The organism is Roseofilum sp., from assembly GCF_982964205.1.
In genome coordinates this window covers 22,212-48,073 of record NZ_CEZBFX010000028.1, presented here as the reverse complement: position 1 = coordinate 48,073, position 25,862 = coordinate 22,212, and the positions used below count along the sequence as shown (strand labels likewise).

Sequence of the window (25,862 nt, the reverse complement as noted above, 5' to 3'; positions counted from 1 at the left end):
CCATCTCCCCATCCCCCCATCTCCCCATCCTCGAATGACTCCTTGACCGCGCAGTAAGCCGGTATTCGCTCCGGGACAGATATATTCTAGGGGTTTATCTTTGAATAGATCTAACAACCGTTCGACGCTGGCTAATTGTCGCTTCCAGTGAAAGGTTTTGCTCGTGCGTAGGGGGGTGGGATAGCCTTGTGCATTGGGGAGTAGATGGCGACCGGTAAATAAGATTCCCCCTAGAGCCGGATCGTAGAGACACGACGATCCGGGAGAATAGCCCGGAGTCCATAAGGCTTGGATTTGTTCGTCAGAAAACGTTAATTCGTGCTGGAATGGGGTTACACTCAAATTGGGTAAAAGATAAGCCTCCTGTTCTTGGATGATAACTTCACAGTTAAACGTTTGTTGAATTTCACGAACTTTGGCGATCGCTCCCCGATGGGTCAAAAACAGGAACTTTACTCCTCCTTGGTTTTGTAAGAAGTCTTGGTTTGTCTGATTCCAAGCGGGACAGTCAATGAGGATATTCACTGAGTTACCTACAATAAAATAGGAGGTTGCGCCCAAGGTCTCTCGATTAGGGGGAAAGGCAAATCGGTTTTCTAAAATAACTCTAGGTTGTTTTGGATGCTGGCTCTGCTCCTTGGGATTTGCATAATTTAAAGATGCCATGACTTTGTTATTTCTATTGTTGCTTGGACTGATCACTTATTTTATTGTGCAGCGTGGTGTGGCCAGCAGCACAAGCACTCCGGTGTGGATCTTGTGGTTGGTGATGATGACTCCGGCTTTGGCCTGGACAGTGTGGATATGGGTTCAAGGGGAAGATCAACCGCCGCCTTTGGGGGTGATGATTGCCTTGTTTGTTTTTTCTTCTCTGTTGTATTTGTATCTGATTCAGGTCGGCCGGTCTTCGCCACCGAAGCGGGATACTGCCGAGTCAGAACAGGAGTCTAGGATTGCCCCTCCCCCTACCTTGACTGTGGAAGAGCAGCGCCAATTGGAACAGTGTTTTCCGTGGTCTGCCTATGCCCTCCATGAGACAGAGTGTAAGGGCCAGGTGGTGGTTTGTCGCGGTCAGTTGCGTACCTCTTCAGACGTAGCCTATAAGACAGTACGGGAGAAAATCGAGGCTCACTTTGGCGATCGCTTTTTGATTGTGTTTCAAGAAGGGTTTGAAGATAAGCCGTTTTTTGTCTTAATTCCCAATCCCCAGTTTCAGGCGAAATCTCCCCAACCTCGTCTGACTCGACCGATGATGGCTTTAGGATTGTTGGCTCTAACCATCTTAACCACCACACTCATGGGAACTCTGGCTTTTTCCGATCTCGTGTCCCCAGAAGTCGAAGAGAATCCCAATTTATTGCTGGAAAATCCCAGTCTTTTGGCTCCTGGTTTGCCTTATGCGATCGCCCTCATGACCATTTTGGGTATCCATGAGTTGGGCCATTATCTCATGGCTCGTCGATACAAAATTAAGGCAACTCTGCCCTATTTTATCCCCATTCCTTTTTTCCTAGGAACCTTTGGAGCCTTTATCCAAATTCGCTCCCCCATACCCCATCGTAAGGCTCTGTTCGATGTGGGAATTGCTGGTCCCTTGGCGGGTTTGATGGTCACGATTCCTATTTTTATGTGGGGGTTGTCCCAGTCCGATGTGATTTCTGCCTCGGAAAATACCAGCATGTTTAATTTTGATTCTCTTAATCCTAAAGCGACGGTGCTGTTAGCTATCCTCAGTAAAATTGCCCTGGGAAATCAGTTAACGACCGATATGGCGGTGAATTTGCATCCAGTAGCTGTGGCTGGCTTTTTAGGTTTGGTGATTACAGCCTTGAATTTAGTTCCCGTGGGTCAGTTGGATGGTGGCCATGTGGTTCATGCCATGTTTGGTCAACGAACAGCCGTCGCTATTGGTCAGATCTCTCGGTTATTGGTGCTGATTTTGGCATTTTTGCATCAGGAATTCCTCTGGTGGGCAATCTTTTTATTGTTAATGCCGATCGCCGATGAACCGGCGTTAAATGATGTGACAGAATTGGATAATGGGCGGGATTTCTTGGGATTATTGGCTTTGGTGATTTTAGTGATGATTGTGTTACCAGCTCCCCCCACGTTAATTGAATGGTTCTATGGCTGATGATATCCGACAGTGGTTAGAGCAAATTCGTCAATTGCAAGAGCAAATGATGAATTTGCAACAAGAGTGCGATCGGGCCTATGCGAGTGCTGCCAATTGGCAGCGCTTGTATGAAACGGAGGCTCAACAACGCCGAAATGATACCAAACTAGCTGGGCAAAAAATCAAACGGCTTAAAGGTCAGTTGCAGAGTTTGCAGCAACCCCAACCCCAGTTATCGGGGGAAGTTACCCCCGTGGAAGAGGAGGTAGAGAAGCTTGAGTCTGTGGAGGAGATCAAGGCTAAGTTAGTAGAGATCGTACAAGAGCGCGATCGACTCTTACAAACGGTCAACAGCCTATCCCAAGCTCTGCAAACTGAAAAGGAGCAACATACCCAAACTCGCCAGAATTTAACTTCTGCCTTGGGAGACGCGATCGAGCGATTAAATCAATTGAAAAATCGGTAATAGGTAATAGTCACAAATTAATCAATCTCTTTTTCTAATTCTGTAATCAGTGGGTTTAAATCTTCATACACAGTTTGCCAAAGAATATCTAGATCGATATCAAAATAAGCATGAATCAATCTGTTTCTCATGCTAATGATTTGACTCCAAGGCAACTCAGATAACTCAGCTGGCTTTTCCTTTGAAACTCTAGATGCTGCTTCGCCAATAATCTCAATCAGCTTAATTAAGGATAACGTCAGCATTCTATCGCTATCTAAAGACGCTCTCGTTTTGCCTTGAGTAAAGCCACAGGCTTCTTTGGCCGCATCTAACATATGGCATAGCCGAGTTTCATCATCATGGTTTGACATATTGTACGACCGCTTCAGCTATAACTTCTTCCCGAAAATAACGACTTAAATCGCCTGCTGTGCGTAAATCGGCTTTCCGTCCAATTAAGTTAGATAACTCAATTTCCATTCCCGCCAAACGAATCAAACCGGGAATACGATCCGGTTCAAAAGCAACTTAAAAATCTACATCACTCTCTGGGGTAAAGTCATCTCTCAATACCGAACCAAACAAAGATAGTTTCTGAATGTGATGGCGTTGACAAAACTGGGCCATCTGCTCCTCAGAAATCTCAAGGGGGAATTTTTGGGTTACCATATTATTGAATATTCAAAACTAAACTGGGCATAAACTTCTGCAAGTTCCGTAGAGATTTGCTTTGCCAGGTAAACTCTTTTGACCCTAACACCGTAAGCTGAATATCTATCGCATTTTTTCGGAGATTAGCAACAAATTTAGACAGAACTCGAATCCCCGAACTATTCAGAAATTCCAGGTTCTGAAAATCTAACGTTAAATCTCCTGCTTTAGAATGAACAATATCTTCTAGGAAATCACTGATATGACTGTACTCCGAAGGATCTCTCAGGCTTAATTTTCCCTCAAAGAACACCGTAGTTAACGAGGAATCATATTGAATACAGTAATCATCCTCTCGTAGTTCTGTAATCGTCATTGTTCCCCTTTCAGTATGATATCAGAATTTCCTCTAATCCTTAATTATAGCACAAAAAAACTAATCATTAACTACAAGGAATTAGAAGTTACTTTTCTCTTAATGACCAAAACCGTAATATCATCCACCAGACTTTGTTCCCCAATAAATCCATAAAAATCATTCAATATCGCTTGTTTAATCTCTTCAACGCTTAGATCCCAGTGCTGACGAATCACATCGCATAACTTATCTATTCCATAGGCCTGTTGCCGATCGTTTTCAGTTTCCGTAATCCCATCAGTATAAAGAACAATACCATCTCCAGGATTTAACTCTACAGACACCCGATCTAAAAACGGAATAATTTCCTCATCAAAAGCAATGGGAATTCCTAAATCCATCGTACTCACCTGCTCAATCTCTCCATTTTCTCGAACAACAATCACATCCTCATGTTGCCCTATAATTTGCAGATTTCCTCGATCGTAATTCAAAATCGATAAGGTTAAATCCCGATCTGCTTCCATTCTCTGTACATTGCGGTAGAGGGTGCGATTCAGGATATCAAAAAACTTTACAGTATCCTCTTGCTGACTTTCTTTCAGAGTCCGAATAGCCGTCTGCGTCATCACCATTAAAATTCCACTTTCCAAACCATGACCTGTGACATCTCCAATACCAATAGTCACAACTCCATCCGTTTCTAAAACATCATAATAATCTCCTCCAATTTCTTCAGCAGGCTGCATAAATCCAGAGATATCTAAATCTTGGATTTGCTCTAACTCGACTGGCTTAGGTAAAATCATGGATTGCATCTGTTGGAGGATTTCTAACTCTGAACTCATGCGAGTGTTTTCAACCCGTAACTTCTTATTAAGGGTTTTAATTTTGGCATTGGCTTGCGTTAACTGGGCGGTTCGTTCTCGTACCCGATCTTCAAGTTGGGTATAGAGAAGATAGAGAGATTCAGCCATTCGGTTAAATGACCGCGCCATCAGACCAATTTCATCTGTACTGCGGTCATGAAGGGTTAACTTAGAGGTGGGGTTAGCTGCCGTTTCACTCATGACTCCACAAATGCGGATTAAACGATAGGCAACCAATTGACCAAACCCAAAATAAATCACCAGAGTAGCCACGAAAGTTAAGATTCCAAAAGCAATCCATAGATCGTGTAACGTAGATGCAAAATTAGCCCGTAAATCAGCAATGGGAACATAAATCATTAATGCCCCCACAATATCGCCCACTTGCCATCCAAAGCCATTGATAGAACCATATCGTTGAATCATGCTTTTAGGCGCAACTTTTGGGTCTCCATGACATCGCAGACAACTGGCGAAAACCTGGACGGGACTGGCTGAATAGAAGCGTTCTTCCTGATCTAACGTTGTGTAACCGGTCAATTTGTCTAGTGTAGAATTTTGACGGAATTTTTCAATAATACTCACTTCAAATTCATTTGCTGTATCAATAGGATTGGTGGGATTAATGGTAGCGGCTTTGTAAATGTATTCCGGCAGAGCTAAGTTAAACTCTTCGACGACTTCACGGGTAGCAAAATTGGCAGATAAGACTTCAATGGGTACATGGTCTGTGATTTGCTCTACAGCAGGTCGCAGGGAATAAGTCATATAGTCTTGGGTCGCTTGGGTGAAATGTAGCACTAATTCAGTGCGATTTTGAGCTTCTTTTTCCAAAACCTGAGCTTGAAGTTGGTTAATATACCAAGCGCCAGTAGCCATGACGACCACCAAACACACTAGGGTAACCAGAATGAATTTAAAACGGATAGACATTGCTTACTGAAATTCTTTAAGCTGTTGCTGTAATGCTTCTAGTTTAGTCGTTTTTTCAGCTTCGCTCAGGGTATCATCTTGTTTAAGACGTTGGATTTGTTTAGCAACTTCCAGTTCTCGAATGACATTCCAGGTGCGATCGCTCGCTGGATCAAATCCAGACCAAACTAAAGGTTCTAAGATTTCTCGGTCAGTAAATCGATAGAAAAAGTTTTGAATTGCTGTTTTCAGACAATCGGGTAAATCTTGACGATAGGCTAAGGGATCTCCAGGAATCACGGGAGAAGTCCAAATCACGCGAATGTTTTCATACGCTTCTGGATTAGATTGTTTTAAGCGCTGTAGCGCTTCACTATTATTCGTCGCCACATCGACTTCTTGATTAGCAACTGCTAAAGCTGTATTTTCATGGGAGCCTAAAAATGATACCGATTTGAATATCGCTTGAGGTTCGAGATTATTTTGAATAAATAAATAGTAAGTCGGAACGAGGAAACCCGATGTAGATTGGCTGTCATTAAAGGCAAAGGTCAGATCCTCGGCATTTTGGAAAACCACGTTATTCCCATCCCCCTGTTCTAGATCGATTTGCGCTAGCAAAGGATGATCCTTATGCATCATCAAATGGGCATAATACCCTAAATAGCCTTGACTGCTTACGGTTTGAGCAAAAGCTTCGGCTTGGGATTTTTCTGCGGCTTCGATATAGGATTTCCCTCCATACCAGGCGATTTGAATGTTTTTTTCTCCCATGCTAGTAATAAGGCTACCATAGTCTCCGTAGAAGGGCAGAACTGGCCTAGCGATCGCCTCTCCCATTTTCTCTAACAAAGGAGTCCAAAATGCATCTAAAGTCTCTTCTGATTCAGCCGCTAAAATTCCGAACGTTAATTCAGTTATTTCTGGGGCACAGCTCTCGGCTTGTTCATTGCTCGATTTTTCTTTCTCTGTGGCAATTATTTCCGAGTTAGAAGCTAAATCACAACTCATTAAAAGAGGGGTAGAAATCAGGGAGATTAAAATCAAGGAAAAAACTGATTTTTTTTTAAGGAAATCATAAGAATACTTGCCCGATAATAATATTCTGTACACCATGGCATAGGCAAAACAGATTGTCAAGATGACTCGATTACTCTTAAAATGAAGATTACCCAAATTTAATTCTATCTTCAATGTATGACTGCTGATTTACGACAACATGCCCCGGCAACTCAACGGAACCGAGAACCGATCTTAGAGGTTTTAAAGCGAGTCTTACCCCCTAGGGCAACTGTTTTAGAAGTGGCAAGTGGAACGGGTGAACATGCGGTGTTTTTTTCCTCTCATTTACAACCGCGATCTTGGTTGCCTTCGGAATTTAATCCACAGTTACTAGAGAGCATTAAGGCTTGGCAGAAGGTACATCCTTGTGATTTTTTGTATCCTCCAATTCGTTTAGATGCCCAAAACCCACCTTGGGCTTTAAACGGCTATGAAGCGGAAATTACGGCTATAGTTTGTATTAATATGATTCATGTTTCTCCCTGGGAAGTGTGCTTAGGGTTGATGACAGGCGCTCAACACGTTTTACCTTCTGGAGGGATTTTATATTTCTATGGCCCTTATAAACAAAAGGGAGAACATACGGCTCCAAGCAATGCTACTTTCGATCGCTCTTTGCGCTCCTCTAATCCAGTGTGGGGCGTGCGTAATTTAGAGGATGTGATTGAGGTTGCCCAAGCTCATGATTTGCGCCATCTAGAAACAATAGAAATGCCAGCGAATAATCTCTCGGTAATCTTTGAGAAGGGAAGAGGGGATAGGCAATAGGGAAAACGCGTTCTACACTTATGTCTTTCATCTATCTCTTCCTCGTCCCCCTCGTTTGTAAGGGGCTATTTTAGCGCAGTCGCGACACTACTGGCTAGGGTTAAAAAACCGAGCAGGGGGGCGATCCAATCTCCCCATTGGATGTATAGGGTTTTGGTGGTTCTACGCTCAATGGTATTGGCGTGAATTTCATAGGTGTTGCGATTAGAAACCCAGCGAGTTTTACCATTATGTTCGACAAGGGCAGAATAGCCGGTATTGGTGGCACGAATGGTGGTGCGATCGCTCTCTATGGCTCGCAGAACGTCTTGGGCGTGATGTTGCCATTGCATGGCGGACGTATAATGGGCATCGTTAGACGCAGTAATGATAAATTCTCCTCCTTGTGCTGCTTGGCGACGGAAAACCTGGGAAAATGCTGAATCATAACAAATGCCAACAATGGCTTGTCCTACTGGGGTTTGCACTACTTGATTGGGGGAACCTTTTACTAAGGTGGCTTCCAGAGGGGAGAGGCGATTAATCAGTCGGCCAATAACTGCTTCAAAGGGGATATATTCACCTAAAGGAACGAGTTTCATTTTATCATATTGACTGATGATTTCACCGTTTTCATCTAGGGTAAAGAGACTGTTGGTGAGGCGATCGCCATTTTGCCCAAATGCACCCACCCACACCGGAGTTCCCCAGTTCTGGATGGCTTTGATTAAAGGGGGATAGCCCCGGTTCTGATTCGTCCACAGAAAGGGTAAGGCAGTTTCAGGCGTGAGAACAATATCAACCCCTTGGGCAGCTAATGTTTCGTATCCTTGGGTATAGCCAGCTATGGCGTTTTGCCATCCCTGGGAATAGAGTTTGATTTCATTGGGAATATTGCCTTGGATAATGCCAACTTTGAAGGTTTCTCCGGGTTGTGTGGCTAAGGATTTCTGAGAGAGAAAATAGCCGGTTGCATGGGTCGCAAAAAGCAGGATCAATGCCCAAATTTGGGTTGATTCTTTCTGGTTTTTATGATATATTCTACTGAGAATAAACTCTGCAACTAAGCCATTGAAAGCGACTAAAGCGGCTGTAATAGTATTTGGCCCGGATAGTTGCCCTAGGTGCAAAATAGCTAAGTTAAATGGACTTTGAGTATAGGAGAGGGAACTCCACCAAAGGTTAGAATGGCTCCAAATCCCTTCTAGGAGACACCACAAAGTCGTTCCGAATAAAACCGTATACGCGCTACTTTTTTCAGGGGTAAAATGGGCAAATAGTATTGCCCACAGGGCCACTAGAGCGCTTCCCCAGAGGGTAATAAAGATCCAGACACTGAGGGCGATCGCCAAACTCGCTAACCAGGGAACCCCTAACCACATCATGGGGTGAATTCCCGTAATCCAAAATAGGGCTACCCCATGAAATCCAATTCCCCAAACCAGAGCATAGCTAAGGGTTTGTTTCCAGGAATCTGAGCGCCGAACCAAGATCCAGAGGGGGATGAGAGCAATCCAAGCTAAAGGCCAAGCGTTAATTGGAGCAGTCGTTATTCCCATGAACAATCCTCCAAAGAGGGAGAGCACCAAACTGCCTAATCTCTCATTAATACCAAAATGTTGTTTCGATTCAATTGAGGACATAGCGAGGGCAATTAATCGAGATAATCCTGCACAGTATCTACGGATAAAGATAAAGTGCTTTGGTTGCGCAGAACATCCAAACAGCCTTGGATGGTCGTAATATTGCGAAATTGGATCGTGCTATCAGCCAAGGATAAACCGTCACTTTCTGGATACTCAATTTGGGGGTGAACTGAAACCATGATGGAGGGGTGAGGGCACTGAGGAAAGAGCTATCCTCATTCTATAGCAAGTGAGTTCGGGAAAAGATTAGAGCAGTATTTCTGGAGAGTTTTATGTATGGTGGTGCAATGCAGGCGAACTAGGGAAAGTCTTTGACTCTTCTACTGGATTTATTTTACCCAATAGTGCCAATCTCTCTCCTGATGCGTCTTGGGTAAGTCAAGAGCGTTGGGATGCATTGAATGAAGAACAAAAGAGAATATTTGCTAATATTTGTCCTGATTTTGTGGTGGAATTAAGGTCGCACTTGGATACGGTGAAATCTCTGCGAGAGAAAATGCAAGAGTATATGGACAATGGAGCCAGATTGGGTTGGCGATCGCGATAAAGATCAGAAAACAATAAAGGTTGAGTTATGCTCAACACCAACTCAACCTTTACGTGAAGTTTATTCAACAGGTGAATGATTCACCGTGGGTTATTTACGAAGTCGCTTCAGCGGGATAAACACTCACTTTTTTACGATATCTACCATTACGCTCAAACGTAACAATACCATCAATTAGTGAAAACAGAGTGTAATCGCGCCCCACACCGACATTTTTACCAGCATGGAAGGTCGTTCCTCTTTGACGGACGAGAATATTGCCCGCGAGAACATTTTCTCCACCATAACGTTTTACACCCAAGCGCTGGGCGTTCGAGTCGCGTCCGTTACGTGTACTTCCGGTTCCTTTCTTATGTGCCATAGGAGTTTTGAGATCGATTACTTCGTGTATATCTAGTGTACAAACTTTACTGCAATTAAGCTTCGTCAGAGGCTTCAGCAGGGGCTGGAGTTGAGGCTAACACTTCTCCATTGACGTTAATGGAATTAATCATCAACCGGGTGCGTTCTTGGCGATGTCCGCGTTTTTTGCGCGTTTTCTTTTTCGGTTTCATTTTATAGACTAAAACCTTGCGATCGCGAAAATGACGCATTACCGTTCCTTCCACCGTCGCGCCACTGACCAGGGGTTGTCCCACATGCATATCATCGCCATGCTGAATATACAATACTTGGTCAATGGCAACCGTTTGTTCTGGTTCCACTGCCAGCAGTTCAATGTCATAAAAGCGACCGGGTTCAACTCTCAGTTGTTTACCACCCGTTTCAATAATTGCGTAACTCATAGGATATTGGTTCCTTGGGGTTGCCGTACAGGTAGCTGATGTTTACCAGCATTTGGGGATGCTTGTACCCGATCCGAGCAGGGATTAAGCAGACAATCCACTATTATTACACTTTAATTTCTGTTTTGTCAATTTTAGTCGTCTTCCTAGAGTACGGCTTGAATCTGAAAATATGTTAAAATTTGATAAGTAAACACTCATAACTTGGTAGGCTCAAACCCCATACTTGGGGGGGAATACCAGGTGTTGTGGTTTCTGAATTGTTTTTCTGCATGGAGCTTTGCCCCGTATGAGTACCCCCCTAGATCGGATTGTGCCCACGGACTTAAGAAATGAGATGTCCCGGTCATACCTAGAATACGCCATGAGCGTGATTGTAGGTCGAGCGCTTCCCGATGCCAGGGATGGACTCAAACCGGTTCACCGCCGCATTTTATACGCCATGCACGAGTTGGGATTAACTCCCGATCGCCCCTTCCGGAAATGTGCCCGTGTCGTCGGGGAAGTCCTCGGTAAATACCATCCCCACGGTGATACAGCCGTTTATGATGCTCTGGTGCGGATGGCTCAAGACTTTTCTATGCGATCGCCCCTCATTAATGGTCATGGGAACTTCGGCTCCGTAGACAATGACCCCCCAGCAGCCATGCGGTACACCGAATGTCGCTTGCAAGCGATCTCTACCGAAGCCATGCTACAAGATATCGAAGCCGAAACGGTAGACTTTATCGATAACTTCGATGGATCGCAACAAGAACCCATCGTTCTCCCGGCACGGGTTCCCCAACTACTCCTTAATGGTTCGGCGGGTATTGCTGTTGGGATGGCAACGAATATTCCCCCCCATAACCTGGGAGAACTGATTGATGGCTTAGTCGCCCTGATTGACAATCCAGATTTAACCGATACTGCACTCATGCAGTATATTCCCGGGCCCGATTTCCCCACAGGCGGCAAAATTCTGGGAACCTCCGGCATCCAAGAAGCTTATACCCTGGGGCGTGGCTCGATTACCATGCGGGGCATAGCTGACATTGAAACCATTGAACACCGGGGACGACCCTCGCGAGATGCGATTATTGTTACCCAACTTCCTTATCAAGTGAATAAGGCTGCCCTGATCGAGCGGATCGCCGAACTGGTGAATGATAAACGAATTGAAGGTATTGCTGATATTAGGGATGAGAGCGATCGCGACGGAATGCGGATCGTCGTCGAACTGCGGCGCGATGCCTATCCCAGGGTTGTTCTCAACAACCTCTACAAACAAACTCCCCTGCAAACCAACTTTGGGGCCAATATGTTGGCACTCGTCAACAATGACCCCCAACTGCTCTCGATTAAACAATTCCTCAGCGTCTTCCTAGAATTCCGCGTCGAAACCATCACTCGGCGCACCCAATACGAACTCCGCAAAGCCGAAGAGCGAGACCACCTGTTGCAAGGCTTGCTGATTGCCATGCAATACCTGGATCAAATTATCGAACTCATTCGCCACGCTGCCGATACTCCCACCGCTAAAACAGAATTGATCGATCGCTATTCCCTCTCCGAACTGCAAGCCGATGCCATTCTGCAAATGCAACTGCGCCGACTGACTGCCCTAGAAGCCGAAAAAATCCGTCAAGAACACGAACAACTACAACTTCGCATTGCCGACTTAAAAGACATTCTCGCCAACCGGAATCGCATCCTAGAGATGATTAAGGCAGAATGTGCAGAACTTAAGCAAAAATTTGCCACCCCTCGACGCACCGAGATCGAAAAAGCGGAAGGGGATCTCGTCGATATGGACTTGATCGCCAATGAAAAAGCCGTGATCTTAATCACCGAACAGGGCTATATTAAACGGATGCCTGTCGATACCTTTGATGCCCAAAGTCGGGCAACACGCGGTAAGTCGGGGGCGAAAATGAAAGATGATGATGGGATTGACCATTTCTTGACCTGTTGCGATCATGATAGTCTGCTGTTTTTCAGCGATCGCGGTGTCGTCTATCGCCTCCTCGCCTATCAAATCCCCAGTAGCTCGCGGAACGCCAAGGGTACACCCATGGTGCAAATGTTGCCCATTCCCATGGATGAAAAGATTACCTCCATTATCCCCGTCTCCGAATTTAGCGACCATGAATACTTGGTCATGCTCACCCAGAACGGCTACATTAAACGCACAGCCCTCGATGCCTTCAGCAACATTCGCACCAATGGATTAATTGCCATTTCTCTGGCGGAAGGCGATCAGTTGCGTTGGGTGAGAAGAGCGACAGAAGAAGACAGCATTATTATTGCTTCCTCCCAAGGGAAAGCCATTCATTTTAGAACCAATACCGATCAAGTCCGTCCCCTAGGTCGAAGCGCACGCGGGGTAAGAGCAATGAAACTGGTTGACGGCGATAGTTTGATCAGCATGGATATCCTTCCAGGTAACGTTCTCAGTGAGCTAATGGTCGATCGGGCGGAAGACGAAGAAGAAGAGGTTAATGATACGCCAGAAACCGAAGATATTGAGACCACATCCACCCTCGGCCCCTGGGTATTAGTCGTCACTACTAGAGGTTATGGCAAGCGAGTTCCTGTCAACCAGTTCCGACTACAAAACCGCTCTGGAAAAGGAATCATTGCCACTAAGTTTAAATCCCATAAAGCTAACGATGAGTTAGCGGCTCTCCGAATCGTTCACCCTGACGATGAGTTAATGATGGTCACTTCCCGTGGCATTATTATTCGCCAATCTACCAACGCCATTTCCGTACAATCCCGTGGTGCAACTGGGGTATTAGTGCAACGGCTAGATAAGGACGATACCATTGCAGCAGTTGCCCTAGTTCCCACCCAAGGGGAAGAAACAACCGACGGGGAGCCAGAGGTAGAGTTAACCACTGAAACTGACACTCCCCAACCCTTACCGGAATAATGGGATGCAAAGAAACCGGGTTTCTACTAAAGTTTCGGATACAAACGAAAGGAGAAACAAGAAACCCGGTTTCTGGAGTTAAATTCATTCATACCATTTATGTTCGGTATCAGAATGAGTTATAATGAGGAACAGTGTTGAATCCTCCAAGCTATGTACCAAAAGCCTATTCCCTAGGGCAAAGCGCTATATGTATACCATAGCGTCAGTTACTGATGATGGAGAAAACTATTTCCAAAAAGGCTTGGTTTCTGTGATAAAAAGCCGGATTTCTTGGCTGATTACGGCTAAATTGTTACTGGGGCTTTAAGTTCCACTAAAGTCTTGGGCTTTAAGAATCACCATTTGGGTTCCCACAACAGAGTTACGGGCTAATAAATGACCGTCAAGATCGACGATTTCTAAACGGCTAAAATCGAGTTTTCGCGATCGCCGCAACATATCGTTAGCCAGCCGTTTTTGTTGCTCTAGGGGTAAATCATACCAGCGCCGATCGACTTTTAGCACTAAGAGGCTATTTAAGAAATTAGCTTGCAGGGAATCAATTAAGCCCTCTTCATATTTTTCAGTTAAGCGATTGACTTGCTCTTGAATAGTGACAATTAACCGTTGTTCGGGAGTGAGAACGGGAGGGGGCGGTGGCGCAATTTCGACGGGAATGGGTTCGCTAATGTCTTCCTCTTCTTCCTCCTCTTCTTCTTCTTGCTCAACGGGTTCTTCTATTTCTGTAATTTCTGGGGGTTCCGGTTCTTGAGTGACTTCTTCTATCGGTTCTGGACTCTCTTCTTCTGGGATCTCTTCAGGGATAGGTTCGGGTGAGATCTCCTCTGGAGCTGTTTCCGGTTCTGGTGCTATCTCTGGAACTTCTGCCTCTGGTAATTCAATTGTTTCAGTTGGTTCAGGAATTTCGGGGACTCGCACGACTTCTGGGAGACGACTGGGAAGAAGGGAAACGAAGATTGCCAGAGATAGGGCAAGAATTGTACCCAAAGCTAAAGTGAGGTCAAAATCATTGATGTTCCGATTCCAGGGAGTGGGTAGCCATCCGCGTACCCGGCTTAAAAGCTGATTCCACAGGGGAAAAATAGGGCGTTGGGGACCAGAACGGGGAGGAGTTTCTAGGCGATCCGCGATCGCCTGTAAACGGTTAATCATCGATCGTAAGATCTTCAGCGTCTGCTGTTTCACCCAAGAGGGACTCTCTGCTGGTGGATGATTAGAAGGTTGCCGTGCCATAACTCCCCTGCATTAAGACCAATGCCTTAATTTAGCATTGTGTTAACAATATAGTGCGAAGCGCTAGGCAATAACCTAACCGTCCTAACTCGCTCATTCACTGCTCTATCACTCATTCCCCATTAGCCATTACCAGCACTATCCTTGTTGACAAGGGATGTGAATCATAAATTCGGTTCCTTCCCCTGGAATTGAATGGCAATCCATTTTACCTCCATGATTTTTGACCACAATTTGGTAACTAATCGACAAACCTAAACCCGTGCCTTTCCCTACTGGCTTCGTCGTAAAAAATGGGTCAAATAAGTGTTGTTTGACCCGTTCTGGAATTCCCATGCCATTATCTTGAATGCGAATTTCTACCCAGTTTGCATCCAGCAATTGGGTGGCAATCCGAATTTGTCCCTCACGAGCCTCTTGTAAATGCCCTTGTTTCGAGCAAAGGGATTCATCGATCGCATCTATGGCATTACTGAGGATATTCATCACTACCTGATTCAGTTGTCCGGCATAACACTCTATTTTCGGTAATTCTCCGTACTCTTTAATCACCTCAATTCCGGGATAATCGGGTTTCACCTTCATCCGATTGTGTAGAATCAGTAAGGTGCTATCAATCCCCTCGTGAATATCAACCGACTTCACCGCTGATTCATCTAAGCGGGAAAAAGTGCGCATAGATTTGACAATTTCTCTAATCCGCTCCGTACCGACAGTCATGGAATGGAGCAGTTCCGGCAAATCTTCGAGGAGAAAATCGAGGTCTTTAACTTCTGTGGCTTCGGCGATCGCCGGATGGGGTTGGGGATAATGGTCTTGATACAATTGTAGAATATCTACCAAATCCTGCATGTAGTTTTCGGCATGTAACAAATTCCCATAGATAAAGTTCACCGGATTATTAATTTCATGGGCGACTCCCGCCACCATTTGTCCTAGGGATGACATTTTTTCCGCCTGAATTAAATGGGATTGGGTTCGTTTTAAGTCACATAACGTTTCCTGAAGTTGTTGATTTTTTTCTTTTAACAAAGATTCAGAATGGCGCAAGGCATGTTCAGCCTGTTTGCGAGCCGTCATATCAATGCAGATCATACCCACACCTTTAGATTGACCTTGCTCGGTGGTGAGGGGAAAGTAGTTTTCTAACCAATGACGCACAACACCGGATAACCGTGGTGTTTCATGGGAAACTTCAACATTGAGTAGGGGTTTGCCGCTGGTTAAGACTTCCCTCAGATGGGGTTCGAGGGTTTTAGCTCGATAGGGATTAATTTCGCTAATGGTTTTTGTCAGATGATCGCCGATCGTACTATCATTGGTACTGGAAAGGGTTTCGTTAACTTGTACAAATCTCATTTTTTTGTCCAGAATTGCCATGCCAATGGGAGCCGCTTTGAAGAAGGCATTCCAGAGTTGATCTCGCCAGACGAGTTCCTTTTGCAAGGCTTGGCGATCGCTAATATCTCGTCCTTCCGCAATCAGCATTACCACTTTCCCACAGGAATCCATCACCGGTTTGAGGGAAAAGTCTACCGTGATACTTTGCTGGTTTATGCCCAAAAAATCAACCGTACAGCGCAGGGTTTTACCCTTAGCTGCTTGCTTAATTTTAGCTTTGAGTTGTTCCTGATTGGCATAATCTTGGGGCCACCATGGAGCATTCCATATAGCTTGATCGATAACATCGGAAAGTTGAACTCCTGCAAACTCTAGGATGGTGTGATTCGCTTCTAAAATTTCTCCTTCTGGAGATAATAGCGTCATAAATCCAAACGCAGAGTTGAATATTGCTCGAAAGCGACGTTCGCTTTCCTTGAGCGCTTGTTGCGCCTTGCGGCGATCGCGTAAGACAGCTTGGTGTTCGCTGGTATCCGTCACCACTCCCAGAAATGTCGGAGGAGTAGAGGGGCTAGTGTACAGCAAGGAAACTGCTAAGTTCACCCAAGTCATGGAGCCATCTTGATGCAGATAGCGTTTTTCTTGGATGAAGGTTTGCAACTCGCCCTCTAGAAGTTGATTGATAAAGGGGCGATCGCCCTCAATATCATCGGGATGAATAATTTCCATCAACGAATGACCTTGCAACTCTTGAGGAAGATAGCCAATCAAATGACCAAACTGAGGATTAATTCTGAGAATTTTTCCCTCTAGAGACCATTCAAGCATCCCCGTAGGGGCTTGATTGAAGAGGGTATTTTCTCGATTGGTATCCATGGGAGTCACTTGAGCTTTTAAGGGCGTTTTATAAGAGTTGTCAGATTTCAAAAGGTACATATTAGGTTTGATTTATGATTTTGGGGTTTGTGAATACTTTGAGTATAAGGTAGAGGTCTGAAGATGATCTTAATATTGTTTACAAAACGTTATCAAAATAACGTCAGCTTAATGTATCGGGGTTCAGCCTTCTTTCTTTGTATCTATCGATACAAAGACTTTGAGAAAATATTGGGTCAGCATGGATAGATTAAAGCCTGTTTGATTCCTGTGCTATGCATAGTCGTGGCGTGGCACAGCTAGTTTGAGGAATGAGACAGCTAGGTTTGTCGTTGCGCTTTAGTGTTATGGAAGCTCTAGCAGCTAAAGCGCAACAAAAATCAACAATTATTAATGATTAATGGTTAATTGTTTTCGGTTTTGTACCTCCAAATAAATCAACAGGGCATTCATATCGGCTGGATTAACGCCGCCAATTCTAGAGGCTTGACCCACGGTCAACGGACGCACGCGATCTAATTTTTCCCGTGCTTCCATGGACAAAGTTTCAATTTGGAAATAATCTAAATTTTCCGGTAGCTTATGATTGGCATGACGGTTGATTTGGTCAATTTGATTTTGTTGCCGTTGGATATAGCCAGAATACTTAATCTCAATCTCTGCCCCTTGTTTTTCTTCAGATACTAACTCGGGATTTCCCAAGCCATAGCGTTCTAAATCTACATAATGGAATTGGGGACGACGCAACAGATCGGCCAAGGTAATTGACCCCTTAATCTTTTGTTCAGTATCGGCTACAATCTTCTGACCCACAGGATCGCGTTCTTTTACACGGGTTTCATAGAGGCGTTCTTTTTCCCCAGCAATCTTCTCTTGCTTCTCGGTAAAAAGAGTCCAGCGTCGGTCATCAATCAAGCCAATTTCTCGACCCAAAGACGTTAACCGGCGATCGGCATTATCAGAGCGCAGCACTAGACGATATTCTGAACGAGAGGTTAACATCCGATAGGGTTCGCGCAGCTCTTTCGTACACAGATCGTCAATCAGTGTACCGACATAACTCTGTTCGCGGGCAAAAATAATCGGCTCTTGTCCGCGTACCAAACGTACCGCATTTACTCCAGCGACTAAGCCTTGAGCGGCAGCTTCTTCATAACCGGTTGTACCATTAATTTGTCCCGCACAAAACAACCCTTCTACCTTCTTAGTCATCAGTGTGGGATAACACTGGGTTGCTGGTAGATAGTCATACTCAACTGCATAAGCTGGGCGCAACATGACACAATGTTCTAATCCGGGTAAAGAGCGCAACATGCTCAATTGCAACGTTTCCGGTAAACCCGTAGAAAACCCTTGGATATACAATTCTGGAATCGTGCGTCCTTCCGGTTCAATAAAAATTTGATGGGACTCCTTGTCGGCAAAGCGGACAATTTTATCTTCAATACTGGGACAATAACGGGGTCCTTTGGCATCCACCCATCCGCCATACACGGGGGAAAGGTGCAAGTTATCGCGAATGAGTTGATGGGTTTCGGCGGTGGTGCGGGTAATATGACAGTCCATCTGTTCCCGTGGAATCCACACCTCTGGGTCAAAACTAAACCAACCGGCTTCATCTTCTCCCGGTTGCCGCTCCATTTTGCCGTAGTCCACGGAGCGTTTATCGACACGCGCGGGGGTTCCGGTTTTCAGTCGTCCGGTTTCAAACCCCAAGCGGTTCAGGGTTTCCGTGAGTCCCACGGCGGCAAATTCTCCGGCTCGTCCGGCATCCATGGATTTTTTACCGACCCAGATTTTACCACCGAGGAAGGTTCCGGTGGTGAGAATGACGGCGCGACATCCGAAGGCGACTCCAAAGTAGGTTTCTACGCCAATAATTTCATCGTTTTTGCCTAATACCAAGTCGGTAACCATGCCTTCGCGCAAAACGAGGTTTTCTTGGTTTTCGACGATGTTTTTCATTACCGCAGCGTATTCGCGCTTATCGGTTTGAGCGCGTAGTGCCCAAACTGCGGGGCCCCGCGAGGCATTGAGGACACGCTTCTGGAGATAAGTGCGATCGCTCATTTTACCAATTTCTCCCCCCAACGCATCCACCTCATGGGTCAATTGGGACTTGGCCGGCCCCCCCACAGCAGGGTTACAAGGTTGCCAGGCAATTTTATCCAAATTCAGCGTCAGCAGCAGGGTGCGACATCCAAGGCGGGCCGAGGCGAGGGCTGCTTCACACCCGGAATGGCCTGCACCGACAACAACGATATCAAATTCATCTTGGAAGTCTACGAGAGTCATGGCGTTGCGGTTGAACGGAAAACATAGATTTATTGTAGCGATTTTCTACTGTTCAGTCTTGAAAGACCCTCTCCCTTAATAAAATCCCGGTCTTCTTCTGTCCAGCCTACTGCTATGACTGCTGGATTAGTTTCACCCAAACAAAATAAGCCACTAGGATCGGTATCCCTACAATTAGAATCGGTATTCCTACAATCAAAAGTGTCACGACTTGTAAGGGTATGCATCCCTGTTTCACAGGAGCGATTTTATTGTAGTCATATTGAGTCCTAATTTCTTTCTTTTCCCCTTCAATAATTACTGTTTGCACCCACGCCGTCAGGCGACCGAACTCATCGTATTCACCGAACTGAGAGTTGTATTTTTGAATAATGGGAGCTGATTTAGATACATCTTCAACAATAAATCCATCTGAGTCGATATAGTAAGCACCTGTTTCACAGCATTCTGCAAATGTTAACATCAGGGCTGTTAAGCTGTCATAGTATACTCCTGGCATGTCTCCTTCTCCAAACTCAACAACTGGCGGTTTTAGGTAGTTGGGTGGAGTTTGTAAGGGAGTACCACAACAGCCTCCATCATCTGCAATAAAGATAAAAAGTGGACTTTTAGCGCACCACTCTTGATTAAGATACCATTCTTTATTAAGATATAACTCTTCTTCTTCAGCAATCATAGTATTCCAACTTATGCTGGTTTCTATAGCTTCATCAAAAGGGAGAAAACCTATAAAGGGGAAAAATAACGAATCACAATCCAATGTTGCTCCATTACGCCACTGATAAAGTTCATAAACTTCTTCTGGAAGTTTGAATCCAATTTTTTCTTCTCCCGCCTGAATTTCATCGAAACTGAGTCCGGGCTGAAAAGAATCAGCGAATTCAGGCTTATATATTTCTAGCCACTTCATTATCCTATCGAGTGCATCAGTTAGAGTTGACATCTCATTTCATCTAAATTGGATTGGTTGTGCTTCTATCTAGAAGAATGTCAAAAAACTTGTAAATAAACGTTTGATCTTCCTTGATGTGTGAGTATGGTTAATTTTATCATAGTTGATGGCTTACCCTCCAATTTGGGATATGGTAAGGGTTATACGCGCCCTTTACACCAGATTCCTGTTATTTGAACTCAGTTAAAGGAACCTGATGAAATTTTTGCAGATGCTCGCGATCGCACTCCTAAGATGTCTCTCTCTATAGGAGATAAAGCCTCTGAAAGTGACAGAAGAGAGATAACCAGGCTTCAATTGCAGACACATGAGGTTGTAGTGATTTCAACTGCTTCTAGGCTATAATTAATTAGACAAAACAATCACTCATTCAGCCTAGAAAAGTTATGAGTTCAACGCCTGAATTACTGAACCGAATTACGCAAAATTCCGGTCAATGTGGCGGTCGTCCCTGTATTCGAGGGATGCGAATTCGCGTCACGGATATTTTAGAAATGTTGGCAGAAAATGTTAGCATTCCTGAAATTTTAGAGGACTTTCCCGATCTAGAACTAGCGGATATTCAGGCTTGTTTGATCTTTGCCGCACGACGCACTGATTTTCCGAGACTAACCGCATGAAGCTTTGGATCGATGCTCAATTACCCCCCACATTAGCCAATTGGATAACAGAAACGTTTGCTTTGGAAGCGAGGGCATTGCGAGATTTAGGACTTCGGGATGCTCAAGATATCGAAATTTTTGAAGCAGCACGATCGGAAAATGTTGCGATCATGACGAAAGACAGTGATTTCATTGACTTGGTATGTCGTTTAGGATCGCCTCCTCAAATTTTGTGGCTAACTTGTGGCAATGTCACGAATCGCAACTTGCGATCATTGTTGACGGAGACTTTACCTGATGCGCTAGAGCAATTGCGCCAAGGAGAAATAATTGTGGAAATTACGAATACTCCTTAAATGAGCGATCGACAAAAATTGATGAAATTTTTGCAGATTTTCGCGATCGCACTCCTACTCCCGAAAAACATTGGATCTCAACCTTATTTTGACTGATTCTCCAAAATTTCTCGAATTCTCTCCCGAAACAATCGCACCGCCAAACGCTGGCCAACTTCTTTACTCTGCTCAATAAAACTGGGAATTTCATCCAAAGGCAAAAACGGGAAAGCCAGACTTTGCTCGCACCGTTTATATTCCCCATCAATGAGTTGATAAACTTGTAGGGTTTCCTTCGTATATCTCCATAGTTCCGGCACTCCCAATGCTGAATAAATCATAAATTTCTTGATCGATGAGTGAGTATGATCCGATTCTACTGCTAAATCTGGAGGCGGATCGTTTGGGAATTCGATGTTTTTATTTCTGACCAAGGATTCATTCTGAATATAACAGCAAGTATCGGGTTCAATGGCACGGGTTAAATCTTCCCGTTCTAAGAGCAATGAACCCAGTTCCAGAATTTCAATTTCCAGCTCTTCTGATAAGGCAGCAAGCAATTTGGAAATCATGATTTTAGGCAATTCATGCTCTTTTAATGGCATCCTCAGTTCTAACACTCCTTCCTGATAAGCAATTCTCCACCCCCGATCCTCGCCAACATCTGCCATCAATGCTTGATAGGTTGACCAGCTTACATTTCGTAAAATGACGCGATTTTCTGGGGAAACTTGCTGTGGTTTAGGAGCTAATGTTGTGGTTTGCATCCGCAGTATCCTTGGAGGTTTGATTTAGTTTAACTCTTTTTAAGTATAAGAGCAATAGATATTTTGCCATCGGTTAATCGAGAATCTCTCGAATTCTTTGCCGAAATAATCGCACCGCCGATCGCTGTCCTATCTCTTTACTCTGCTCAATAAAACCCGGTATTGCATCCACAGGTAAAAAAGGGAAAGCCAGACTTTTATCCGACTTTTGATATTCTCCATCCATCAGTTGATAAACTTCGAGGGTTTCTTTTGTTGTATATCTCCATAGTTCCGGTACTCCCAGCGCTGCATAAATCGATGCTTTATCGATCGAGGAATGGGTGTGATCGGATTCTACTACTAAATCTGGAGGTAGAACTTCATCTAGATTAATGCTTCTACCTCTAACGAGAGCTTCATTCTGAATAGAGAAGCAAGTATCGGGTTCAATAAAACGGCTTAAATCTTCTCGCTTCAAACTTAAAGATCCCAGACTTCTGAGTTCAATCTCTAACTCATCGACTAACGCTTCTACAAAGCTCTCAATCAGTCGTTTGGGTTCTTCATGTTCTTCTAAAGGCATTCTAATTTCTAATACTCCGCGATCGTAGGTAAACCGACAAGCACGATTTTCTCCAACTTCGACCAGCAAAGTCGTAAAAGTTGACCAGCTTAAATTTCGTAAAATGATGCAATTTTCTGGGGAAACTTGCTGTGGTTTAGGAGCCAATATTGTACTTTGCATCCGTAGTCTCCTTGAAAATTTATATTGAGTGTGACTTTTTTAGGTATACAGGGTTACAGGATTACAGGGTTGCCAGGCAATTTTATCCAAATTCAGCGTCAGCAGCAGGGTACGACATCCAAGGCGGGCCGAGGCTAGGGCTGCTTCGCACCCGGAATGGCCTGCAGCGACAACAACGATATCAAATTCATCTTGGAAGTCTACGAGAGTCATGGCGTTGCGGTTGAACAGAAAACATAGACTTTTATTGTAGCAATCTGACAACTTGAAGAAACTTGATTTTCGGATTGGACGCTCGAATACCAAAGATACGAGCCAAATAATAGTAATCGCACTGCTCGGAAAACTCCCATTCTGCTTGACTGACATAAAATGGGATGCGATCAGATTGGGATTCGTCTGTCACCGTTGTTTTGGCATCAATATACAAATATTCTGCACCTTGCCCATCAAGAATCACAAAATCATAGGGCTGGCGCTGTTCAGCCTGTTGGTTAAGCCAAATGACGCGAAGTTCACCAAAATCCTCAACTAACTGACGATATAAAAATTCTTCCCCTTCTCGACCAATATCGGCAATATCTTGTTTATAAAAACTGACATTATTGACCGGTAATGCTTGAATCGTCACAAAACTAGATCTTTCTGAAGACCGCACCGTTTTAGGTGGATTAAACAGATTCATAACTGCTTCATATACTCCCAATTCATGCAAGGCAAAAACTAAGCTGGAATCATCTCCAAGCTCGACCGTATCTTGTAAAAGATTGACCGCCGAGATTTTTTCCTTATTTTCGATCAACTCGGTCACTTCATCTAACGTAACCTCATCTAACGAAATTTCTTTTGCTAAACGACTAAAGCTCTCAAATTCTCGATCTGTCATGTCCTGTCTGGCAGACTGAAAGTCTTTGAATTGCTGTGAATTTTGGGCAAAATACTCTAGGTCTTGCTCAGACACATCTGGATTTTCTGCCAAACGACTTAATGCGGAGAGTTTGTCCTGATGATTGAGAATTTTAAAAATATCGGTACTGACTTCTGTATCACTCAATGTCTTCAAAAATAGACTAGCTCTATTACTATAAAAGTAAGGGAATATCCGATCAAGCAAATTATCTGATTGACAACTAGACCATTGAATTAATGTAGTAATTACCCGGGTAAACTGAGAATCTCCAGTTTTATCTTCTCTCTCCCAAGTTTTTAGCGCTCCATCAATGTCTATGGCAATATCTTTAATGGTTTTGATATCTTCTTCTTTATGGAATAGAGTTTCAGCATTAATAAATCGCTTATCTAATAGAAAATCATTCCAATAGTCAGAAGTGAGGATTTCCAGCACTTCTTTTAGCTCTTCTGGGATATTCTCATCTTTCTTTAGATCTTCCTTCTGCATCAATTTACCGCATTGATTAGGTAGAAGAGAATAGAGTTCAAATATTTGTTTGTCTTGTTGATACAGAAAATAAACAAACCGATCTAGCCATAAAATTACTCTATCTTGCTCCCAAGCAAAATATTTTGCCAAACCGTCAAGGGTTTCTTGATTTTCAATATCGTTAGCGATCGAGGTTAGAATCCATTCATGAACCAGAGTCCAGGAAAAAGAACTCATATTTTCTAAGTATTTCTTATCGGGAATTGCTCCCGGATAAAAATCATGGGCAAACTCCCAAATTTGATTTTTTCTAGAGGTTTGACGTTCTGAGGCAGGGAAATAGCTAATGAGATGATAGATAGGGCGACTCAAGTTCCAATAATCTGAAGCATCTTCTTTATTACTCGCCGCTTTAATAGATGCATTGATTTCATCAGAAATATTTTTGACACCCTTGCGATCAATCTGATTTTTAAACCCTGTGATTCTGCGATCTAAGAGAATTTCTCGACAGGGTAGACTTAGCAGTTTCATCACATTTTTCAGTTCCTCTGGAATGCGATCGTCAAAGTAGCATCTTTCATTATTGATTAACTCACCATTTTGATTAGGGAGAAGGCAGTATTTTCTCAGTAACTTTTCATGATTATCCCTAACAAATTGAAGTACAGAGTTAAGCCATTCCAGAGTTCGATCGATATTCCAATCGAGATGTTCTGCCAGTGCCTCAACCGTTTTCAGTCTATGAATATCTTCTAGGAAATTTTCAAAAGTGTATTTGATCTCCTCTGACAATTTCTGACCCAAAACTGATTTTATGATGTCGTGCCAATCGAGAATATATTCGAGTTTGGGTAAGTATTCGGGATAAAAATCAGAGGCTAGCTGGGCAAAACTTTGGACTTTTTCTCTACTTTTGTAGCTAGGTATTAGAGCCTCTTTGAGGATAATTCTAATTCCTGCAACTGTATCTACGAAGCTGGTATTACTGAGTTGAGTGACCAAATTATCTAAAATTTTAGAGTTATACCAGGATTCATCAATATTGTCGGGAATTTTAGCCGTATTTTTAAATTTTGCTAATAAGTGAATTTGATACCAATTTGAACTAACTAAATGGAGTAACTCAGCATAGAGTAAGTTTGCTTCTTCTAAAAGCTCTTTATTCTGAGGGGTTTTGATCGGATTATCAGGATTGAGTAAGATACCATCTCTGGGTTCTGTGGGATTGAATAAGGGACTATTGATGACAACAGGATAGGGAAATGTTTCGGAACCAATTAGGGGAAATTCACAGAACAGAGTTGGGATTTCATCGGGAATTTCTTGAATCGAATAAACCTGATTATTTTGTGGTTCAACTTCAACCGCAAGGGTAAGGGTTTGCAGGGAATTGGATAAGCACGCAATGGTTGGTCTGTGTTCTTCGGAATTACTCTTTTGTTGTACAATTGTCACAATCGACAGGGTATCGATTTGATGACGCTCAAGAGTTTGATAGTAATAGGTTAGATCTTGAGTCTGATCGGATACGGTGACGGAGGTAATGGTAGGGATAAAAGCAAGTGCATAGGCGATCGCATGATGCAAGTCCTCAATACCTGCTTGAGCGACTTTAAAGCCAGCTTCATCTAATACATAACGAAAGCAAGTATCACAAGTTTGATTGGGTTGATAGTTGTCTATGGGAGGATAGGAGCGATCGCTATCAATATCTTCAAAGATCGAAAACGCAGTATCAACATTTTCGATCATTTCGTCTAAGTCAGTTGGACTTCTATCGAGAAGAATATTAAATGGCTTGTAAATACAGGTTTGAGCTTCCTGATTTTTTAGAACTCCACTAATTTCAACCTTTCGGGAGAGTAAGTGAGTTGTCATGAAGCCTGTGCCAAATTTTCCTGTAGTTTTAGGCGTTTGGTTGTCTTCCCGTCTGCGCTCTTTACTGGAAACTTGTTCAATTAAGTAGGTAATATTTTCAATGGAGAAGGGATTGCCATTGTGTCTAAACTCTACATAGTCTGGAGTTAAGATAATTTCTACTTTAACTTCCTCATTGGCTACATCTTTGGCATTTTGCAGTAATTCCCAAATCCATCGCCGTTTAGAAGATGCTCGATTAAAAAGCTGATCGATCCCATCCAGAAGTTTAGTTGCGATAACTTTCTGATAGGCTTTTTTCCTGGCCTCTTCTGCCTGCTGTCGAATGCCCATGTTTTCCCTGATGTGTGAGTTATTTTTATTGTATCATACTCTAGCTTGACGGCGATCGCCCCCACCATCCCTCACCCATAC

At 43.7% G+C, this 25,862-nt stretch carries 22 protein-coding genes and 3 pseudogenes; 7 read left to right on the top strand and 18 right to left on the bottom strand.

Annotated elements, in window-relative coordinates:
• Window positions 1-666: MBL fold metallo-hydrolase (locus AC3A14_RS09740; RefSeq protein ID WP_318736108.1), on the bottom strand; the 666-nt coding region annotated here is incomplete at its 3' end.
• Between AC3A14_RS09740 and AC3A14_RS09735 the strand changes: the two genes are divergently transcribed.
• Together AC3A14_RS09735 and AC3A14_RS09730 are read left to right on the top strand one after the other, a co-directional pair.
• Window positions 665-2,134 (top strand): site-2 protease family protein, encoded by a 1,470-nt coding sequence (locus AC3A14_RS09735; RefSeq protein WP_318733711.1) that lies wholly within the window; start codon window positions 665-667, stop codon window positions 2,132-2,134. The genes AC3A14_RS09740 and AC3A14_RS09735 overlap by 2 nt on opposite strands.
• The gene (locus AC3A14_RS09730; protein ID WP_318733713.1) at window positions 2,127-2,582 is read left to right on the top strand and encodes a hypothetical protein; all 456 of its coding nucleotides are present in this window, start codon (window positions 2,127-2,129) and stop codon (window positions 2,580-2,582) included. The genes AC3A14_RS09735 and AC3A14_RS09730 overlap by 8 nt, the downstream gene beginning before the upstream one ends.
• 17 nt (window positions 2,583-2,599) lie before the next feature.
• Here the strand turns inward: AC3A14_RS09730 and AC3A14_RS09725 are convergent, their stop codons facing one another.
• The 5 genes and pseudogenes from AC3A14_RS09725 to phnD all read right to left on the bottom strand — a co-directional run bounded on the left by AC3A14_RS09725 (window position 2,600) and on the right by phnD (window position 6,470).
• On the bottom strand, window positions 2,600-2,935 hold the full coding sequence (locus AC3A14_RS09725; protein WP_318733715.1) for a HepT-like ribonuclease domain-containing protein: 336 nt from the start codon (window positions 2,933-2,935) through the stop codon (window positions 2,600-2,602).
• Window positions 2,922-3,233: pseudogene (locus AC3A14_RS09720) on the bottom strand (nucleotidyltransferase family protein). Before AC3A14_RS09720 ends, AC3A14_RS09725 begins: the two are co-directional and overlap by 14 nt.
• Before the next feature lies 1 nt (window position 3,234).
• Window positions 3,235-3,591, bottom strand: a complete 357-nt coding sequence (locus AC3A14_RS09715) for a slr1659 superfamily regulator (protein WP_318733721.1) — start codon at window positions 3,589-3,591, stop codon at window positions 3,235-3,237.
• A gap of 71 nt (window positions 3,592-3,662) precedes the next feature.
• Window positions 3,663-5,375 carry a c-type heme family protein gene (locus tag AC3A14_RS09710; RefSeq protein WP_318700240.1) on the bottom strand — a complete coding sequence of 571 codons (1,713 nt, stop codon included), beginning with the start codon at window positions 5,373-5,375 and terminating at the stop codon, window positions 3,663-3,665.
• A 3-nt stretch (window positions 5,376-5,378) separates the two neighbouring features.
• Window positions 5,379-6,470, bottom strand: coding sequence for a phosphate/phosphite/phosphonate ABC transporter substrate-binding protein (phnD, locus tag AC3A14_RS09705; RefSeq protein ID WP_318719502.1), 1,092 nt, complete (start codon window positions 6,468-6,470; stop codon window positions 5,379-5,381).
• Between the two features lie 81 nt (window positions 6,471-6,551).
• Between phnD and AC3A14_RS09700 the strand changes: the two genes are divergently transcribed.
• Complete coding sequence (locus AC3A14_RS09700; RefSeq protein ID WP_318700238.1) at window positions 6,552-7,184, top strand: DUF938 domain-containing protein; 633 nt, start codon at window positions 6,552-6,554, stop codon at window positions 7,182-7,184.
• 65 nt (window positions 7,185-7,249) lie between these two features.
• On the opposite strand, the gene lnt is transcribed toward AC3A14_RS09700, so the two are convergent.
• Both lnt and AC3A14_RS09690 read right to left on the bottom strand, forming a co-directional pair.
• Window positions 7,250-8,806 (bottom strand): apolipoprotein N-acyltransferase, encoded by a 1,557-nt coding sequence (lnt, locus tag AC3A14_RS09695; RefSeq protein WP_318733723.1) that lies wholly within the window; start codon window positions 8,804-8,806, stop codon window positions 7,250-7,252.
• A gap of 11 nt (window positions 8,807-8,817) precedes the next feature.
• A complete protein-coding gene (locus tag AC3A14_RS09690) occupies window positions 8,818-8,988 on the bottom strand; it encodes a hypothetical protein (protein ID WP_318700237.1) in 171 nt (56 codons plus the stop codon).
• A 74-nt stretch (window positions 8,989-9,062) separates the two neighbouring features.
• Here AC3A14_RS09690 and AC3A14_RS09685 point away from each other — a divergent pair.
• Window positions 9,063-9,344, top strand: a pseudogene (locus AC3A14_RS09685) (Uma2 family endonuclease); the annotation flags it as partial.
• Between the two features lie 106 nt (window positions 9,345-9,450).
• Here the strand turns inward: AC3A14_RS09685 and rpmA are convergent.
• Complete coding sequence (gene rpmA, locus AC3A14_RS09680) at window positions 9,451-9,717, bottom strand: 50S ribosomal protein L27 (protein ID WP_271939661.1); 267 nt, start codon at window positions 9,715-9,717, stop codon at window positions 9,451-9,453.
• A gap of 55 nt (window positions 9,718-9,772) precedes the next feature.
• Window positions 9,773-10,141, bottom strand: a complete 369-nt coding sequence (gene rplU / locus AC3A14_RS09675) for a 50S ribosomal protein L21 (protein WP_318700236.1) — start codon at window positions 10,139-10,141, stop codon at window positions 9,773-9,775.
• Between the two features lie 289 nt (window positions 10,142-10,430).
• On the opposite strand from rplU, the gene gyrA reads away from it, so the two are divergent.
• A complete protein-coding gene (gene gyrA, locus AC3A14_RS09670) occupies window positions 10,431-13,055 on the top strand; it encodes a DNA gyrase subunit A (RefSeq protein ID WP_318700235.1) in 2,625 nt (874 codons plus the stop codon).
• Window positions 13,056-13,361: 306 nt separating this feature from the next.
• Here the strand turns inward: gyrA and AC3A14_RS09665 are convergent, their stop codons facing one another.
• The 4 genes from AC3A14_RS09665 to AC3A14_RS09650 all read right to left on the bottom strand — a co-directional run bounded on the left by AC3A14_RS09665 (window position 13,362) and on the right by AC3A14_RS09650 (window position 19,746).
• Window positions 13,362-14,291 carry a hypothetical protein gene (locus AC3A14_RS09665; RefSeq protein ID WP_318733725.1) on the bottom strand — a complete coding sequence of 310 codons (930 nt, stop codon included), beginning with the start codon at window positions 14,289-14,291 and terminating at the stop codon, window positions 13,362-13,364.
• Between the two features lie 138 nt (window positions 14,292-14,429).
• Complete coding sequence (locus tag AC3A14_RS09660) at window positions 14,430-16,568, bottom strand: PAS domain S-box protein (protein ID WP_487778987.1); 2,139 nt, start codon at window positions 16,566-16,568, stop codon at window positions 14,430-14,432.
• A 330-nt stretch (window positions 16,569-16,898) separates the two neighbouring features.
• Window positions 16,899-18,803 (bottom strand): tRNA uridine-5-carboxymethylaminomethyl(34) synthesis enzyme MnmG, encoded by a 1,905-nt coding sequence (gene mnmG, locus AC3A14_RS09655; RefSeq protein WP_318733730.1) that lies wholly within the window; start codon window positions 18,801-18,803, stop codon window positions 16,899-16,901.
• Between the two features lie 112 nt (window positions 18,804-18,915).
• Window positions 18,916-19,746, bottom strand: coding sequence for an SMI1/KNR4 family protein (locus tag AC3A14_RS09650; protein WP_318733732.1), 831 nt, complete (start codon window positions 19,744-19,746; stop codon window positions 18,916-18,918).
• Between the two features lie 395 nt (window positions 19,747-20,141).
• Here AC3A14_RS09650 and AC3A14_RS09645 point away from each other — a divergent pair, with 395 nt between their 5' ends.
• Together AC3A14_RS09645 and AC3A14_RS09640 are read left to right on the top strand one after the other, a co-directional pair.
• Window positions 20,142-20,375 carry a DUF433 domain-containing protein gene (locus tag AC3A14_RS09645; protein WP_318733734.1) on the top strand — a complete coding sequence of 78 codons (234 nt, stop codon included), beginning with the start codon at window positions 20,142-20,144 and terminating at the stop codon, window positions 20,373-20,375.
• Window positions 20,372-20,713, top strand: a complete 342-nt coding sequence (locus AC3A14_RS09640) for a DUF5615 family PIN-like protein (RefSeq protein WP_318733736.1) — start codon at window positions 20,372-20,374, stop codon at window positions 20,711-20,713. The genes AC3A14_RS09645 and AC3A14_RS09640 overlap by 4 nt, the downstream gene beginning before the upstream one ends.
• An 83-nt stretch (window positions 20,714-20,796) precedes the next feature.
• Here the strand turns inward: AC3A14_RS09640 and AC3A14_RS09635 are convergent, their stop codons facing one another.
• The 4 genes and pseudogenes from AC3A14_RS09635 to AC3A14_RS09620 all read right to left on the bottom strand — a co-directional run bounded on the left by AC3A14_RS09635 (window position 20,797) and on the right by AC3A14_RS09620 (window position 25,781).
• Window positions 20,797-21,459: a Uma2 family endonuclease gene (locus AC3A14_RS09635; RefSeq protein ID WP_487778986.1), complete on the bottom strand. Its 663-nt coding sequence runs from the start codon at window positions 21,457-21,459 to the stop codon at window positions 20,797-20,799.
• A gap of 73 nt (window positions 21,460-21,532) precedes the next feature.
• Window positions 21,533-22,186 carry a Uma2 family endonuclease gene (locus tag AC3A14_RS09630; RefSeq protein ID WP_318734019.1) on the bottom strand — a complete coding sequence of 218 codons (654 nt, stop codon included), beginning with the start codon at window positions 22,184-22,186 and terminating at the stop codon, window positions 21,533-21,535.
• Window positions 22,187-22,243: 57 nt separating this feature from the next.
• Window positions 22,244-22,399: pseudogene (locus AC3A14_RS09625) on the bottom strand (FAD-dependent oxidoreductase); the annotation flags it as partial.
• Between the two features lie 31 nt (window positions 22,400-22,430).
• Window positions 22,431-25,781, bottom strand: coding sequence for a protein NO VEIN domain-containing protein (locus AC3A14_RS09620; protein WP_318734015.1), 3,351 nt, complete (start codon window positions 25,779-25,781; stop codon window positions 22,431-22,433).
• Window positions 25,782-25,862: the final 81 nt, after the last annotated feature.

Bases quoted from the DNA above. Each gene is read 5' to 3' on its own strand.
- AC3A14_RS09735 (WP_318733711.1), top strand. From the start codon at position 665: ATGACTTTGTTATTTCTATTGTTGCTTGGACTGATCACTTATTTTATT.
- AC3A14_RS09730 (WP_318733713.1), top strand. From the start codon at position 2,127: ATGGCTGATGATATCCGACAGTGGTTAGAGCAAATTCGTCAATTGCAA.
- AC3A14_RS09725 (WP_318733715.1), bottom strand. From the start codon at position 2,935: ATGTCAAACCATGATGATGAAACTCGGCTATGCCATATGTTAGATGCG.
- AC3A14_RS09715 (WP_318733721.1), bottom strand. From the start codon at position 3,591: ATGACGATTACAGAACTACGAGAGGATGATTACTGTATTCAATATGAT.
- AC3A14_RS09710 (WP_318700240.1), bottom strand. From the start codon at position 5,375: ATGTCTATCCGTTTTAAATTCATTCTGGTTACCCTAGTGTGTTTGGTG.
- phnD (WP_318719502.1), bottom strand. From the start codon at position 6,470: ATGGTGTACAGAATATTATTATCGGGCAAGTATTCTTATGATTTCCTT.
- AC3A14_RS09700 (WP_318700238.1), top strand. From the start codon at position 6,552: ATGACTGCTGATTTACGACAACATGCCCCGGCAACTCAACGGAACCGA.
- lnt (WP_318733723.1), bottom strand. From the start codon at position 8,806: ATGTCCTCAATTGAATCGAAACAACATTTTGGTATTAATGAGAGATTA.
- AC3A14_RS09690 (WP_318700237.1), bottom strand. From the start codon at position 8,988: ATGGTTTCAGTTCACCCCCAAATTGAGTATCCAGAAAGTGACGGTTTA.
- rpmA (WP_271939661.1), bottom strand. From the start codon at position 9,717: ATGGCACATAAGAAAGGAACCGGAAGTACACGTAACGGACGCGACTCG.
- rplU (WP_318700236.1), bottom strand. From the start codon at position 10,141: ATGAGTTACGCAATTATTGAAACGGGTGGTAAACAACTGAGAGTTGAA.
- gyrA (WP_318700235.1), top strand. From the start codon at position 10,431: ATGAGTACCCCCCTAGATCGGATTGTGCCCACGGACTTAAGAAATGAG.
- AC3A14_RS09665 (WP_318733725.1), bottom strand. From the start codon at position 14,291: ATGGCACGGCAACCTTCTAATCATCCACCAGCAGAGAGTCCCTCTTGG.
- AC3A14_RS09660 (WP_487778987.1), bottom strand. From the start codon at position 16,568: ATGTACCTTTTGAAATCTGACAACTCTTATAAAACGCCCTTAAAAGCT.
- mnmG (WP_318733730.1), bottom strand. From the start codon at position 18,803: ATGACTCTCGTAGACTTCCAAGATGAATTTGATATCGTTGTTGTCGGT.
- AC3A14_RS09650 (WP_318733732.1), bottom strand. From the start codon at position 19,746: ATGTCAACTCTAACTGATGCACTCGATAGGATAATGAAGTGGCTAGAA.
- AC3A14_RS09645 (WP_318733734.1), top strand. From the start codon at position 20,142: ATGAGTTCAACGCCTGAATTACTGAACCGAATTACGCAAAATTCCGGT.
- AC3A14_RS09640 (WP_318733736.1), top strand. From the start codon at position 20,372: ATGAAGCTTTGGATCGATGCTCAATTACCCCCCACATTAGCCAATTGG.
- AC3A14_RS09635 (WP_487778986.1), bottom strand. From the start codon at position 21,459: ATGCAAACCACAACATTAGCTCCTAAACCACAGCAAGTTTCCCCAGAA.
- AC3A14_RS09630 (WP_318734019.1), bottom strand. From the start codon at position 22,186: ATGCAAAGTACAATATTGGCTCCTAAACCACAGCAAGTTTCCCCAGAA.
- AC3A14_RS09620 (WP_318734015.1), bottom strand. From the start codon at position 25,781: ATGGGCATTCGACAGCAGGCAGAAGAGGCCAGGAAAAAAGCCTATCAG.